This window comes from Herbaspirillum sp. (genome assembly GCF_035644555.1).
Classification (GTDB): domain Bacteria; phylum Pseudomonadota; class Gammaproteobacteria; order Burkholderiales; family Burkholderiaceae_D; genus Herbaspirillum.
On the sequence record NZ_DASQOH010000025.1, the window covers coordinates 1 to 14,568 of the forward strand.

Genomic DNA, 14,568 nt, shown 5'->3' on the forward strand with positions numbered 1-14,568 from the left:
ATCCGTTCGAAACAGAGAAACACCACGCCACCGCAGCATTGTCCCAGGCTGGGACCCAGCGCGATGCGCTCCAGCCGCCGCTGCCCATCCAGCCGGGCGGGATCGTCCTGCAGCATGGCGCGTGCGATCTGCGCGGCGCGCCATTCGAGATGGCCGCCGCCGATGGTGTCGAACTGCGCATCGGCGGTGTAGAGCATGCGCGCCCCGGATTCACGCGGTGTCGACCCCTGGATCTGCGCCACCGTCACCAGCACGGCGGGTGTGGTGCTCTGCTGCATGCGGCGCAAGGCGGCTAGCCATGTCGTCATGATCGCTCTCCGAGGGTCTGGCTTATTGCACCGCTGCCGCCGCGCGGACCGCATCGACCGCATCGAGGATGGCCTCGCTGGTGGCCGGTGCGCGCAATGGTGGGTTGATGCGATGCCCACCCACTGCCGAGACCGCATCGCGAATGGCCAGGAACACCGAGAACGGCAGCAGCAGCGGCGGCTCGCCCACTGCCTTGGAGCGGTGGATGGTGTCGGAGACATTGCTGTTGCGATACAGCTCGGTGCGGAAGGCTTCCGGGCAATCCGAGATGGCCGGGATCTTGTAGGTCGAGGGGGCGTGCGTCATTAGCTTGCCGTCCTTGTTCCACCACAGTTCCTCGGTGGTCAGCCAGCCCATGCCCTGGATGAAGCCACCCTCGACCTGGCCGATGTCCAGCGCCGGGTTCAGGCTTTCTCCGGCGTCATACAGCAGGTCGGCCTGCAGCAGTTTCCACTCCCCGGTCAGGGTATCGATCACCACCTCCGACACCGCCGCCGCATAGGCGAAGTAGAAGAAGGGGTGACCATGCATGCGCTTGGCATCCCAATGCACCTTGGGTGTGGAATAGAATCCATCGGACCACAGCTGCACCCGTTGCAGGTAAGCCTTCATCACCAGTTCGACGAAGGCGATCGATTGCTCGCCGGCCATCACCAGGCCATCGGCAAAGCGGATGGCCGATGCGTCCACGCCGAAATGCCGCGCCGCCACCTGGGCCAGCCGTTCGCGGATTTGCAGAGCCGCATCCTGCGCGGCCTTGCCGTTGAGGTCGCTGCCGGTGGAGGCGGCGGTGGCCGAGGTATTGGCGATCTTGCTGGTGTCGGTCGCGGTGCAGCGCACCTGCTCCAGCGGCACGCCCAGCGCATGGGCGACCACCTGCGCCACCTTGGTATTGAGCCCTTGTCCCATCTCCGTGCCGCCGTGGTTCACCAGCACCGAGCCATCGGTATAGACGTGCACCAGCGAACCGGCCTGGTTCAGGTGCGGCACGTTGAAGGAAATGCCGAACTTCACCGGCGTCAGCGCCAGGCCTTTCTTCAGCACCGTATTGCCGGCATTGAAGTCGGCAATCGCACGCCGCCGCTCCTGGTAGCGGCTGCTCTTTTCCAGCTGATCCACCAGGCCGTGGATGATGTTGTCTTCCACCTTCTGGCCATAGTGGGTGACGTTGCGCGCCGCCGGCCCTTCTTCATCGCTGGGGCCGTAGAAATTGTTGCGGCGGATCTCCAGCGGATCACGCCCCAGGTTGCGGGCGATCTCGTCGATGATGTACTCGATGGCCAGCGCCCCCTGCGGTCCGCCGAAACCGCGGAAGGCGGTATTGGACTGGGTGTTGGTCTTGCCGCACATGGCGTGGATTTCCACGTCCGAGAGGTAGTAGGCATTATCGAAGTGGCACACCGCCCGCGTGGCCACCGGGCCGGACAGGTCGGCCGAAAAACCGGCGCGCGAGATCATGTCGATCTTGGCCGCCAGGATACGTCCGCTGTCGTCATAGCCGATCTCGTAGTCGTAGGCGAAGCAGTGGCGCTTGCCGGTGACCATCATGTCGTCATCCCGGTCGGCGCGCAGCTTGACCGGACGACGCAGGCGCGCCGCCGCCACGGCAGCGGCGCAGGCCCACAGCGCCGATTGCGATTCCTTGCCACCGAAGCCACCGCCCATGCGCCGGCATTCCACCAGCACATCGTGCGAGGCCAGTTTCAACACGGTGGCGATATGGTGCTGCATCTCGCTGGGGTGCTGGGTCGAGCAGTACACGTGCATGCCGCGCCCCTCCTTGGGGATGGCATAGGAAATCTGCCCCTCCAGGTAGAACTGCTCCTGTCCGCCCACATCGAACTGGCCGCGCAGCTTGTGCGGTGCCAGCGCCAGGGCCACCGCCGGTTCCCCACGCGACAGGTGCATCGGCGGCAGTACATAGGATTGCGCGGCATGGGCGGCGCGTGGCGTCAGGACCGGCGGCAGTTCTTCGTAATCGACCACCGCCAGGCGCGCGGCGCGGCGCGCATGGTCGTGACTGTCGGCCACCACGATGAACATCGGCTGACCCACGTATTGCACCAGCCCATCGGCCAGTACCGGATCGTCGTGGATGATGGCCCCGCATTCGTTCTCGCCCGGAATGTCCGTTGCGGTGAAGACCGCCACCACACCGGTGGCCGCCTTGACCTTGTCCAGGTCGATGGCGCGCACTCTGGCATGGGCCTTCTGCGACAGGCCCAGGGCCGCATGCAGGGTGCCCTGCAGTTCCACGATGTCGTCGGTGTAGGTGGCTTCGCCGGTCACGTGCAGCAGGGCCGACTCATGCGGATGCGGCTTGCCCACGGTGGCCCAGTCCTGCGGCGGTTGTACCAGGGTATTGAGGAATTGTTCGCTTTGCTTGTTCATGCTGTTCTCCTGCGGATTCTGTCGATAGGCTGTACGCGATGCATTCACGCCGCGAAGGCGCGCACGTCCTGGCGCGCCAGCGGCGCCTCGCTGCGGGTTTCCAGCCAATAGCGATAGAGCAGGTTCTGCGCGGTGCGCAGGCGATAGGCGGCACTGGCGCGCATGTCCGACAGCGGCGCGTAATCCTGGGCCAGCGCAGCCATGGCAGCGCGCACCTGTGCCTCGTCCCAGGCCTGGCCTTGCAACAGAGCCTCCGCTTGCGTGGCGCGTTTGGGCGTGGCGGCCATGCCGCCGAAGGCGATGCGCGCTTCGGTCACGATGTCGCCGTCCATGCGCAGGGCAAAGGCGGCACAGACCGCAGAGATATCCTGGTCAAAGCGCTTGGAGAGCTTGTACACGCGGAAACGCACCTCCTTGCCGGGCAGCGGAATACGTACGGCCTGCACCACCTCGTTGGCTTGCAGGGCCGACTTCTGATAGGCCAGATAGAAGTCTTCCAGTGGCATGACCCGCTCACCGTCCACGCCGGCCAGCACGATCTGCGCACCCAGCGCGATCAGCCAGGGCATGGAGTCGCCGATGGGCGAGCCATTGGCGACATTGCCGCCCAGGGTGCCGGCGTTGCGCACCGGCATGGAGGCAAAGCGCTGCCATAGTTCGGACAGTTCTTCCGGATAGTGACGGGCCGCTTCGGCATAGGCATCTTCCAGCGAGACGCCGGCCCCGATCTCCAGCATGCCATCCTGCACGGACATGGCGCGCAGTTCCTCCACGCGACCGATATAGAGGATGTCACCCAGCTCGCGCATCTGCTTGGTCACCCACAGGCCCACATCGGTGGAACCGGCCAGGATGCGCGCCTTGGGCAGCTCGGCGCGCAACTGCAGCAGCTGCGCCAGCGTGCGCGGGGCGTGGAAGGTCTGGCCACCATGGGTCACGGCCAGCGGCGCGTCACGGTCGATGGCGCGTAGCGCGGTCTTGACGGCGTCGCGGTCGAATTCCACCTTGGGCAGTTCGCCCATGCGGCGTGCGGCATCGATGATGGGGCGATAGCCGGTGCAGCGGCACAGGTTGCCGGAAAGGGCGTCATCGATCTCGCGCTTGGTCGGCGTGACGCCGTCCTGGTCGTGCTTCAGGTACAGGCCCCACAGCGACATCACGAAACCCGGCGTGCAGAAGCCGCACTGCGAGCCATGACATTCCACCATGGCCTGCTGTACCGGATGCAGGCAGCCATCGGCCTGCTTCAGGTCTTCCACGGTGAACAGCGCCCGGCCGTCCAGGGTGGGCAGGAACTGGATGCAGGAGTTGACCGTCCTGAGCTCCAGCTGATCATTGCGCAGCTCGCCCACCACCACGGTGCAGGCTCCGCAATCGCCTTCGGCACAGCCTTCCTTGGTGCCGGTGCAATGCAGGTCTTCGCGCAGATGCTGCAGAACGGTGCGGGTCGTGGGTTGGCCTGCTACTTCGTGGGTCTGGCCGCGAAAGTAGAACTGGATGGGGCGGATGGTCTCTGGCATTTGGCTTTACTCAATATGGATTGTCTACAAAACAGACTGCTTTATGGCGCGCTCCAGGGCGTATCGTGGGGCGTGCTTCTTATTGTTGGATCTGCTTTCAGGCGGCATGTCCGCTCGGGGCGGCGGCCGGCCTGTGGTGTCTCCCGTGGCCAGATGGCATTCAAGAAACGTGCCGGGGTCGTCAAAAGAGGAAACGGATTGTCCGCAGCCTATTGTTGCGGACGATTGTCGGGTTCCCTCTTGTCACGATCCCGAAGAGGCAGCCCCTGTCGTTGCGGGCCGCCTCTTCGATGGTTCAGACTACTTCATGACGCTGCATGCGCTCATTCGCCACCGAGGTAGATGATCTTGAACAGGAAGATCGCAGCGATGATCCAGATTACCACCGACACGTCCCGGGCGCGACCGGTGAGCAGCTTCAGGCCGGCATAGCTGATGAAGCCCAGTGCCAGGCCATTGGCGATCGAATAGGTGAAGGGCATCACCAGCGCCGTGATCACGGCCGGCACGCATTCGGTGGTGTCGTCCCAGTCGATGTGCACCAGTTCGCGCAGCATCAGGCAGGCCACGAAGAACAGCGCCGGTGCCGTCGCATAGGCCGGCACCACGCCAGCCAGCGGGGCGATGAACAGGCACAGCAGGAACAGTACCGCGATGGCCACGGCGGTGAGGCCGGTACGGCCACCGGCCTGTACGCCGGCGGCGCTCTCGATGTAGGCGGTGGTGGACGAAGTGCCCAGCAGGGAGCCGGCGACGATGGCCGTGCTGTCGGCCATCAGGGCCTTGTTCAGGCGCGCCATCTTGCCGTCCTTCATCAGCCCGGCGCGGGTGGCCACGCCCATCAGGGTGCCGGTGGCGTCGAACAGTTCCACCAGGAAGAACACCAGCACCACGTTGATGAGGCCCATGGAAATGGCGCCCTTGATATCCAGTTGCAGGAAGGTCGGCGCAATCGAGGGCGGTGCGGCGAAGATGCCCGAGAAGTGATTGCCGCCGAAGACGAACGACAGCACCGTCACCAGCAGGATGCCGATCAGCAGCGCCCCGCGCACCTTCAGGCGGTCCAGCGCCACGATCACCAGGAAGCCGATGACGGCCATCACCGGCGCCGGCTGGTGCAGGTCGCCGAGGGTCACGAAGGTGGCCGGATTGGCGGCGACGATGCCGGCGCTCTTGAGCGAAATGATCGCCAGGAACAGCCCGATGCCGGCCGGGATGGCCGTGCGCAAGGAGCGCGGAATGCTCTGGATGATCAACTCGCGCACGCGCAGCACGCTCACCAGCAGGAACAGGCAGCCCGAGATCAGCACCGCGCCCAGCGCAGCCTGCCACGGGAAGCCCATGCCCTTGACCACGGCATAGGCGAAGTAGGCATTGAGCCCCATGCCGGGTGCCAGACCGATGGGGTAGTTGGCGTACAGGCCCATGATGAGCGTACCCACGGCAGCGGCCACGCAGGTGGCGACGAACACCGAGTCCTTGGGCATGCCGGCATCCCCCAGGATGGAGGGATTGACGAAGATGATGTAGGCCATCGTCAGGAAGGTGGTGAGTCCGGCCAGCAGCTCGGTGCGCACGGTGGTGCCGTTTTCTTCCAGGCGGAAGAATCTGTTCAGGGCGTTCATTGTGGGTCGTCTCCGTTGTGTCCATTTTTATGCGCCGGAAAACCCGCCTGCAGCGGTGGCAGGCAGAAAGTGGGCGTTGCTGTTGTCTTGGCAGCGTTCGTAATGTCGTTGAATTTCATGATGCGCGATGTAAGGGCCGGGGCATAGCCATTATTGGGCTGGGGTTATAACGGTCGGATTGGCGGAAAACCCGCCTGGCAGGCGGATTTTGTTGCATTGCATTGTCGGCATGCGGGTAAGCAATCGATCGTCGCAAATTGCCGCCAGGACCGAGATTTTGCCACTGATGTCGGATTGCATCCGGGAAGGCCCGCTTTTCGGCTTTCGCCTCAGACCGTGCGGGCCGGACTGCGCGCCCGGTTCCAGTAGTCCGGCTGGGCATAGACTTCCTTGAGGTAATCGATGAAAAAGCGCGTCTTGGCCGGCAGGTGCCGCTGCTGCGGGTAGACCGCCATGATGTCGTAGTGGGGCAGGGCGTAGTCGTCCAGCACCGTCACCAGCTCGCCTGACGCCAGTTGCGCCTGGATTTCCCAGGTGGAGCGCCAGGCCAGTCCCAGTCCTTCGCTGGCCCAGCGGTGCAGCAGTTCGCCATCGTTGCAATCCAGCTTGCCCTGCACCTTGATGATGACCGGCTTGCCATTCTGCTGGAAATACCAGCCGCGCTGCTGGCCGCCCTGCAGATTGAAGGCCAGGCAGTTATGGCGCGCCAGGTCGTCCAGCGTGCGCGGAATGCCGTGGCGATGCAGGTAATCCGGCGCCGCGCAGACCACGCGGCGGTTGCTGGCCAGGCGCACTGCCACGAAACTGGGCTCGATGGCGCCGCCGATGCGGATGCCCAGGTCATAGCCCTCGCGCACCAGATCCACCACGCGATCGGTCAGGTTGAAGGAGATCTGCACCTCCGGGTGGGCCGCCAGGAAGGTCGGGGCATGCGGCGCCACATGCAGGCGGCCATAGGCGGCGGGGGTAGAGACCACCAGGTGGCCGGTGGCCTTGTGACGCCCTTCGGCCACGCTCTTTTCGGCCGTGTCCATCTGTTCCAGCAGCTTGCGACAGTGGTCCAGGAAGACGCTGCCCTGCTCGGTCAGCGTCAGGTGGCGCGTAGTCCGGTGCATGAGCTTGGTCCCCAGGCGCTTTTCCAGGGCATCGATGCGCCGCCCCATCATCACCGGCGTGACCTGTTCTTCCAGCGCGGCGGCGGCCAGGCTGCCCTTGTCCACCACCGAAACGAAGGCTTCGATCTGCTTGAGTTTGTCCATCAATTCCTCCCGGCTGCAGTGTAATTCAATACTTTTTCTATGTTTCCATACTTTTGGTAAGTAATCAGTTGATTCTGATGATACTTATCATCCGGATTTGTAATGACTAGCATGGCCTCCAGAGATCAACACCATCCCAACGGACATCTGGAGAACGAGCATGGCAAAGATGAGAGCAGTCGACGCGGCAGTGCATGTACTGGTCAAGGAGGGCTGCCTGCAGGCCTTCGGCGTGCCGGGCGCGGCCATCAACCCCTTCTATTCGGCCCTCAAAAAGCACGGCGGCATCGGACACATCCTGGCGCGCCATGTGGAGGGGGCCTCCCATATGGCCGAGGGCTATACCCGCGCCAGGGCCGGCAACATCGGCCTGTGCATCGGTACCTCGGGGCCGGCCGGCACCGACATGATCACCGGCCTCTATTCGGCCCAGGCCGATTCCATTCCCATCCTGTGCGTCACCGGCCAGGCGCCGCGCGCACGGCTCTACAAGGAAGACTTCCAGGCCGTGGACATCGAATCCATCGCCAAGCCCGTCACCAAGTGGGCCGTGACCGTGCGCGAGCCGGCCCAGGTGCCGCGTGTGTTCCAGCAGGCTTTCCACCTGATGCGCTCGGGCCGCCCGGGGCCGGTGCTGATCGACCTGCCCTTCGATGTGCAGATGGCCGAGATCGATTTCGACCCGGATACCTATGCGCCGCTGCCGGTCTATCGTCCCGCCGCCACCCGCGCCCAGATCGAGAAGGCCCTGGAGATGCTCAACGCCGCCGAACGTCCGCTGCTGACCATCGGCGGCGGCGTGGTCAATGCCGATGCGGCCGGGCTGGCGGTGGAGTTTGCCGAACTGACCGGCGTGCCGGTCATCCCCACGCTCATGGCCTGGGGCGCCATCCCCGACGATCACCCGCAGATGGCCGGCATGGTCGGCCTGCAGACCAGCCACCGCTATGGCAATGCCACGCTGCTGGCCTCGGACTTCGTGCTGGGCATCGGCAACCGCTGGGCCAATCGCCATACCGGCTCCATCGATGTCTTCACCAAGGGCCGCAAGTTCGTCCACGTCGATATCGAACCGACCCAGATCGGCCGCGTCTTTGGTCCCGACTATGGCATCGTCAGCGATGCCGGCGCGGCACTGAAGCTGTTCGTCGAGGTGGCACGCGAGCTCAAGGCGGCGGGCCGCCTGCCGGACCGCTCGGCCTGGCTGGCCGAGTGCCAGCAGCGCAAGAAGACCCTGCAGCGGCGCACCCATTTCAACGAGGTACCGGTCAAGCCGCAGCGTGTCTATGAGGAAATGAACCGCGCCTTCGACCGCGATACTTGCTATGTCGCCACCATCGGCCTGTCGCAGATCGCCGCGGCGCAATTCCTGCACGTCTATCGTGATCGCCACTGGATCAACTGCGGCCAGGCCGGTCCGCTGGGCTGGACCATCCCCGCCGCACTGGGCGTGGTGGCGGCTGATCCGCAGAAGAAGGTGGTGGCCATCTCGGGCGACTACGACTTCCAGTTCATGATCGAAGAACTCGCCGTGGGCGCGCAATTCAAGCTGCCCTACCTGCACGTGCTGGTCAACAACTCCTACCTCGGCCTGATCCGCCAGGCCCAGCGCGGCTTCGAGATGGACTACTGCGTGCAGCTGGCCTTCGAGAACATCAACGCCCCCGAACTGCAGGGCTATGGCGTGGACCATGTGGCCGTCGTCGAGGGTCTCGGCTGCAAGGCCATCCGCGTGACCGACCCCAATGGCATCCAGGATGCACTGGGCCAGGCGCAGCGCTGGATGGCCGAGTATCGCGTGCCGGTGGTGGTGGAGATCATCCTGGAGCGCGTCACCAACATCGCCATGGGCACCGAAATCGATGCCATCAATGAATTCGAAGCCCTGGCCGAGCGCGCCGAGGATGCGCCCACCGCCATCAGCCTGCTGGACTAAGAGGAGACACCATGACCCGACTTGCCGCCAATCTCACCATGCTGTTTACTGAACAGCCTTTCCTGGAACGCTTCAAGGCTGCGGCCGATGCCGGTTTCAAGGGCGTGGAATTCCTGTTCCCGTATGCCTTCACGCCGCAGCAGATCGCCGACCAGCTGCGCACCCATCGCTTGCAACTGGTATTGCACAACCTGCCGGCCGGTAACTGGGATGCGGGCGAACGGGGCATTGCCTGCCACCCGGATCGGGTGGCCGAGTTCCGCGCCGGTGTCGATGAGGCGATCCGTTATGCCAAGGCGCTGGAAGTGCCGCAGCTGAACTGCCTGGTCGGCATCCTGCCACCGGGTGTCTCGCGCGAGGCCGCGCGTGAGGTGCTGGTGGGCAATCTCAAGTATGCCGCCGGGAAGCTCAAGGAGCAGGGCATCCGCCTGCTGATCGAACCGATCAACCATTTCGACATCCCCGGCTTCTTCCTCAACACCACGCGCCAGGCGGTAGAGCTGATCCTGGCCACCGGTTCGGACAATCTCTTCGTCCAGTACGACATCTATCACATGCAGCGCATGGAGGGCGAACTGGCCAACACCCTCAAGGCCAACCTTTCCCTGATCGGCCACGTGCAACTGGCCGACAACCCCGGACGTGGCGAGCCTGGTAGTGGCGAAATCAATTACCGCTACCTGTTCGGCTGGCTGCAGGAGATCGGCTATCGCGGCTGGATCGGCTGCGAATACAAACCGCAGGCCGGCACCGTCGCCGGCCTGGGCTGGATGGCGCAACACGGCTTGCAGCACGCGTGAGTGCATGAGCGCGTGAATGCGCAAGTGCGCGCAAGCAGGATTTCATCTTTTCTTGAGGAGACACAGCATGGCAAAAGTCGGATTCATCGGCCTGGGTATCATGGGCGCACCCATGGCGGACAAGCTGCAACAAGGCGGCCACAAGCTCTACCTGCATGACCAGAAAAACCCGCCGGCGGGATTGCTGGAAGGCGGCGCCACCGTCTGCACCTCGGGCGCGGAAGTGGCCAAGCGCGCCGACATCGTCATCGTCATGGTGCCGGATACGCCGCACGTCCAGGCTGTGCTGTTCGGCGAAAAGGGCGTGGCCGAAGGGCTCTCGCCCGGCAAGATCGTGGTCGACATGAGTTCCATCTCGCCCATCGCCACCAAGGAGTTCGCGCAGAAGATCAACGCCCTGGGTTGCCAGTACCTGGATGCACCGGTCTCGGGTGGCGAAGTCGGCGCCAAGGCCGCCTCGCTGACCATCATGGTCGGCGGATCGGAATCGGCCTTCAACGACGTCAAGCCCCTGTTCGAACTGATGGGCAAGAACATCACCCTGGTCGGCGGCAACGGTGACGGCCAGACTACCAAGGTCGCCAACCAGATCATCGTGGCCCTGAACATCCAGGCCGTGGCCGAGGCGCTGCTGTTCGCTTCCAGGGCCGGTGCCGATCCGGCCCGGGTGCGGCAGGCACTGATGGGCGGTTTCGCCGCCTCGCGCATCCTGGAGGTGCATGGGGAACGCATGGTCAAGCGCAGCTTCAATCCGGGCTTCCGCATCGAATTACACCAGAAGGACCTGAACCTGGCCCTGCAAGGTGCCAAGGCGCTGGGCATCAGCCTGCCCAACACCGCCACCGCTCAGGAGCTGATGAATGCCTGCGCCGCCCATGGCCTGAGCGGACTGGATCACTCGGCGCTGTGTCGCGCCGTGGAGATCATGTCCAACCATGAGATCGCCCAGGCGTGAGCAGTTGACGCTGCCAGCATGAGGTGCGGCCAGGGATGATGATGGTCCTGGCATACCTCATCCCGTTCGGACTGAGTAGCCGCGCAAGCGGCGTATCGAAGGCGCGCAGACGTGAGAGCGCCTTCGATACGATCCTTCGGATCTACTCAGTCCGAACGGTTTTTATGACCCAGATAATTGAAAGAGGATGTTCATGCGCCGCCAACGCCAGGCCAAAATCGTCGCCACCCTCGGCCCCGCCAGTGCCACGCCGGAAATGATCCGCGCCCTCTTTGAAGCAGGTGCCGACGTATTCCGTTTCAATTTCAGTCACGGCAGCCACGCCGACCATCACGCCCGCTACCAGATCGTGCGCCAGGTGGAGCAGGAAGTGGGCCGTCCCATCGCCGTGCTGGCCGACCTGCAGGGCCCCAAGCTGCGCATCGGCCAGTTCGCCCAGGGCCGTGTGAGTGTCGAGGTCGGGCAGGCCTTCGTGCTGGACCACGATGCGACCCCTGGTGATGCTCACCGGGTATGCCTGCCGCATCCGGAATTGTTCCAGGTCATCGGCGCCGGGCAAAGCTTGTTGATCGACGATGGCAAGGTGCGGCTGCAGGTCGAATCCAGCGATGGCGCCCGCATTCTCACCCGCGTGGTCAACAGCGGCGTGCTGTCCGACCGCAAGGGCGTCAATGTGCCGGATGCAGTGTTGCCGATTCCCGCGCTGACCGCCAAGGACCGGCGCGACCTTGATTTCGCATTGGACATGGGCGCGGACTGGATCGCACTATCCTTCGTACAACGTCCTGAAGATGTGAAGGAGGCCCGCACCCTGGTTGCAGGCCGCGCGGCCATTCTCTCCAAGCTGGAAAAACCTGCCGCACTGGACCGGCTGGAAGAAATTGTCGACGTCTCGGACGCCATCATGGTGGCGCGCGGCGACCTCGGCGTGGAGCTGCCCCCGGAATGCGTGCCGGGAACGCAAAAGCGCATCCTGCGTGCCTGCCGCCAGCAGGGCAAGCCGGTCGTGATCGCCACCCAGATGCTGGAATCCATGATCAGCGCCCCGGTCCCCACGCGCGCCGAAGTCTCGGATGTGGCCAGTGCCATTTACGACGGCTCGGATGCGGTGATGCTCTCGGCCGAGTCAGCCCATGGCGACTACCCGGTGCAGGCGGTGACGATGATGGATCGGGTGATCACGGAAGTGGAGCGAGACCCGCTCTACCGCACGCTGATGCAGGCCCAGTACGCGGATCCGCAGCGCAACCGCCCGGACGCCATCTGCGCCGCCCTGCGCGACGTCACCGGCATCCTCGGCGTCAGCGCCACGGTGACCTACACCAGCTCCGGCCATACCAGCCTGCGCGCCGCCCGCGAACGCCCGTCCGCGCCCATCCTCTGCATCACCCCGCAACGGACGACAGCCCGACGGCTGGCGCTGGTATGGGGCGTACATTCCACCATCAGCGAACAGATGCACGACGAAAGCCAGCTGGTCGGTGCTGCCTGCCAGGCAGCGGTGCGGGAGGGATTTGCGCGCAAGGGAGACCAGATCGCCATCACCGCCGGCATGCCCTTCGGGCAGCCGGGGAGTACCAATCTGTTGCGGGTGGCGGAGGTGTGGGGGTAGGGATTGTTCACGTTCAATCTGCATTCGTAGATTGAACGTGATCAGATCTAGCCTGCGGCCTGTGCGAGTTCCTGCGCCAGAGTGTTATGACGTTCCAGCACCACCCCCAGATCGATGCTGGTGAACTGCCCCTCGCGCACGATCACGCGGCCGTTGATGATGCTGTAGTCCACATTGGCCGGGGTGCAGAACACCAGCGCGGCCACCGGGTCATGCAGCGCCCCGGCAAAGGCCAGCTGGCGCGTGTCGAACAGCACCAGATCGGCTGACATGCCGGGTTTGAGCGCGCCGATGTCATCCCGATTCAATACCTTCGCCCCCCCCAGGGTGGCGATCTCCAGCGCCTGGCGTGCCGTCATGGCGTCCGGGCCGAATCCTACCCGCTGCAGCAGCATGGCCTGACGTACTTCACCCAGCATGTGGGCGCTGTCGTTGGAGGCACTGCCATCCACCCCCAGTCCGACCGGCACGCCTGCGTCCAGCATCTTGCGGATGGGGGCGATGCCAGAGGCCAGGCGCATGTTGGAACAGGGGCAATGCGCCACGCCGGTGCCGGTGCGGGCGAAGAGATCGATACCGTGATCATCCAGTTGCACGCAGTGGGCGTGCCAGACGTCGTGGCCGACCCAGCCGCAGTCCTCGGCGTATTCGGCCGGGGTCATGTTGAATTTTTCGCGGCTGTAGGCGATGTCGTTGACGTTCTCGGCCAGGTGGGTGTGCAGGGAGACGCCGTAGTGGCGGGCCAGGTTGGCGGCTTCGCGCATCAGGTCGCGCGAGACCGAGAAGGGCGAGCAGGGGGCGACCACGATGCGCTGCATGGCGTGACGCGCCGGGTCGTGATAGGTCTCGATGAGGCGGCGACTGTCCTGGAGAATGGCCTCTTCGTCTTCCACCACGCTGTCCGGAGGCAGGCCGCCCTTGGATTGGCCTACGCTCATGGCGCCGCGGGCGCCGTGGAAGCGCATGCCTATCTGGGTCGCGGCTTCCAGGCTGTCGTCCAGGCGGGTCTGGTTGGGGTAGATGTAGAGGTGGTCGCTGCTGGTGGTGCAGCCGGAGAGGATCAGCTCGGCCATGGCGGTGAGCGTGGATACCTGGATCATCTCGGGGGTGAGTCCGGCCCAGATCGGGTAGAGGTTGGTGAGCCAGTTGAACAGTTCGCCATTCTGCGCAGCGGGGATGGCGCGCGTGAGGCTCTGGTACATGTGGTGGTGGGTGTTGACCAGGCCGGGGATGACGACATGGTGGGTGGCGTCGATGATTTCATCGGCCTGCTGCGGCAGGTCGGCGCTCTTGCCGACCTGTTCGATCACGTTGTCGCGGATATAGATGGCGCCTTGCGGGATTTCTTCGCGGGTGTCGTTCATGGTGACGAGCACGCGGGCGTTCCTGATCAGCAGGGTCTTGCTGTTTGGCTTGTGTTGCATGTTGCTGGACTCCTTCTTGGGTTCCTTGTTTCTGTTGGATTGGCTTGCTTGCGGGTCGCCGCAGGTGACAGGGGGGAGTCCCTTTCTTGCCCTATTAACGCTGCGTCGATGTTGTTGCTAGGAGGATTAAACTTTCTTTAATGCCTTGTTCTGTTGGATGTTCGGGTATCGGGTAGTCTGCACGGATCGCTGTCCTGCGCCCTGGCTTCATTTCTATCTCTCTCCGGGCGGAGGGGAGCGCCGGGGGCGGCCCGGCAGCCGCTCACTTTCTTTGGCCCGCCAAAGAAAGTAAGCAAAGAAAACGGCCGCCAAGAGCCAGCCCTCCTGCGGAGTGTTCCCGCCGGAGTGAAGCAGCAAGTGGGAAAAATAGAGTCGCTTCGCTCCCACTATTTTTCTGATCCACTTGCCGCTTCACTCCGGCGGCTGGCTCCCAAGGGGGAAAGCGTGTCCGGCTCGCCTTCGGCCTCGCGGTGGGCTCGCCTTCGGCTTCGCGCTCTTGCCGTCCTTGGGAATTGCTTGCCGGCTTGCTTCACTTATTTTCTCTTGCCGGGTACTGCTCGCGCATGACGCGCTTGTTCAGCTTGCCTACGCTGGTACGGGCCAGTTCGGTGACGAACTGGACGCGGTCAGGTACGCCGTAGCGGGAGATGGTGCCGGCTTCGGCAGCGGCCATGACGTGGCGGCGGATGTCTTCTTCAGTCACGCCTGTGCTGTCTTTTTTCAATACCACCAGCGCG

The 14,568-nt window shown here is 64.1% G+C and carries 11 protein-coding genes; 4 read left to right on the plus strand and 7 right to left on the minus strand.

Annotation, left to right across the window (positions count from 1 at the left end; all coding sequences use genetic code 11):
- From VE092_RS07455 to VE092_RS07475, 5 genes are all read right to left on the minus strand, one after another.
- Window positions 1-308, minus strand: a 308-nt coding sequence (locus VE092_RS07455) for an XdhC family protein (protein ID WP_324875362.1), incomplete at its 3' end; no start/stop codon positions are given.
- A 22-nt stretch (window positions 309-330) separates the two neighbouring features.
- Window positions 331-2,700, minus strand: coding sequence for a xanthine dehydrogenase molybdopterin binding subunit (gene xdhB / locus VE092_RS07460; protein ID WP_324875364.1), 2,370 nt, complete (start codon window positions 2,698-2,700; stop codon window positions 331-333).
- Window positions 2,701-2,744: 44 nt separating this feature from the next.
- Complete coding sequence (gene xdhA, locus VE092_RS07465; protein ID WP_324875366.1) at window positions 2,745-4,220, minus strand: xanthine dehydrogenase small subunit; 1,476 nt, start codon at window positions 4,218-4,220, stop codon at window positions 2,745-2,747.
- A gap of 323 nt (window positions 4,221-4,543) precedes the next feature.
- Window positions 4,544-5,845: an NCS2 family permease gene (locus VE092_RS07470; RefSeq protein WP_077236358.1), complete on the minus strand. Its 1,302-nt coding sequence runs from the start codon at window positions 5,843-5,845 to the stop codon at window positions 4,544-4,546.
- 329 nt (window positions 5,846-6,174) lie between these two features.
- Complete coding sequence (locus VE092_RS07475) at window positions 6,175-7,104, minus strand: LysR family transcriptional regulator (RefSeq protein ID WP_324875370.1); 930 nt, start codon at window positions 7,102-7,104, stop codon at window positions 6,175-6,177.
- Between the two features lie 160 nt (window positions 7,105-7,264).
- On the opposite strand from VE092_RS07475, the gene gcl reads away from it, so the two are divergent.
- From gcl to pyk, 4 genes are all read left to right on the plus strand, one after another.
- Entirely contained in the window at window positions 7,265-9,040 is a 1,776-nt protein-coding gene (gcl, locus tag VE092_RS07480) for a glyoxylate carboligase (protein WP_324875372.1), read from the plus strand.
- 11 nt (window positions 9,041-9,051) lie between these two features.
- Window positions 9,052-9,840, plus strand: a complete 789-nt coding sequence (gene hyi, locus VE092_RS07485) for a hydroxypyruvate isomerase (protein ID WP_324875373.1) — start codon at window positions 9,052-9,054, stop codon at window positions 9,838-9,840.
- 67 nt (window positions 9,841-9,907) lie between these two features.
- A complete protein-coding gene (locus VE092_RS07490; RefSeq protein ID WP_077236362.1) occupies window positions 9,908-10,795 on the plus strand; it encodes a 2-hydroxy-3-oxopropionate reductase in 888 nt (295 codons plus the stop codon).
- A 193-nt stretch (window positions 10,796-10,988) separates the two neighbouring features.
- Window positions 10,989-12,407: a pyruvate kinase gene (pyk, locus tag VE092_RS07495; protein ID WP_324875376.1), complete on the plus strand. Its 1,419-nt coding sequence runs from the start codon at window positions 10,989-10,991 to the stop codon at window positions 12,405-12,407.
- Window positions 12,408-12,454: 47 nt separating this feature from the next.
- Here the strand turns inward: pyk and VE092_RS07500 are convergent, their stop codons facing one another.
- Complete coding sequence (locus tag VE092_RS07500; protein WP_324875378.1) at window positions 12,455-13,831, minus strand: 8-oxoguanine deaminase; 1,377 nt, start codon at window positions 13,829-13,831, stop codon at window positions 12,455-12,457.
- A gap of 529 nt (window positions 13,832-14,360) precedes the next feature.
- A partial coding sequence (locus tag VE092_RS07505) for an AMP-binding enzyme (protein WP_414653435.1) occupies window positions 14,361-14,568 on the minus strand: 208 nt, incomplete at its 5' end.

Bases quoted from the DNA above. Each gene is read 5' to 3' on its own strand.
- VE092_RS07500 (WP_324875378.1), bottom strand. From the start codon at position 13,831: ATGCAACACAAGCCAAACAGCAAGACCCTGCTGATCAGGAACGCCCGC.
- gcl (WP_324875372.1), top strand. From the start codon at position 7,265: ATGGCAAAGATGAGAGCAGTCGACGCGGCAGTGCATGTACTGGTCAAG.
- pyk (WP_324875376.1), top strand. From the start codon at position 10,989: ATGCGCCGCCAACGCCAGGCCAAAATCGTCGCCACCCTCGGCCCCGCC.
- VE092_RS07475 (WP_324875370.1), bottom strand. From the start codon at position 7,104: ATGGACAAACTCAAGCAGATCGAAGCCTTCGTTTCGGTGGTGGACAAG.
- xdhB (WP_324875364.1), bottom strand. From the start codon at position 2,700: ATGAACAAGCAAAGCGAACAATTCCTCAATACCCTGGTACAACCGCCG.
- xdhA (WP_324875366.1), bottom strand. From the start codon at position 4,220: ATGCCAGAGACCATCCGCCCCATCCAGTTCTACTTTCGCGGCCAGACC.
- VE092_RS07470 (WP_077236358.1), bottom strand. From the start codon at position 5,845: ATGAACGCCCTGAACAGATTCTTCCGCCTGGAAGAAAACGGCACCACC.
- VE092_RS07490 (WP_077236362.1), top strand. From the start codon at position 9,908: ATGGCAAAAGTCGGATTCATCGGCCTGGGTATCATGGGCGCACCCATG.
- hyi (WP_324875373.1), top strand. From the start codon at position 9,052: ATGACCCGACTTGCCGCCAATCTCACCATGCTGTTTACTGAACAGCCT.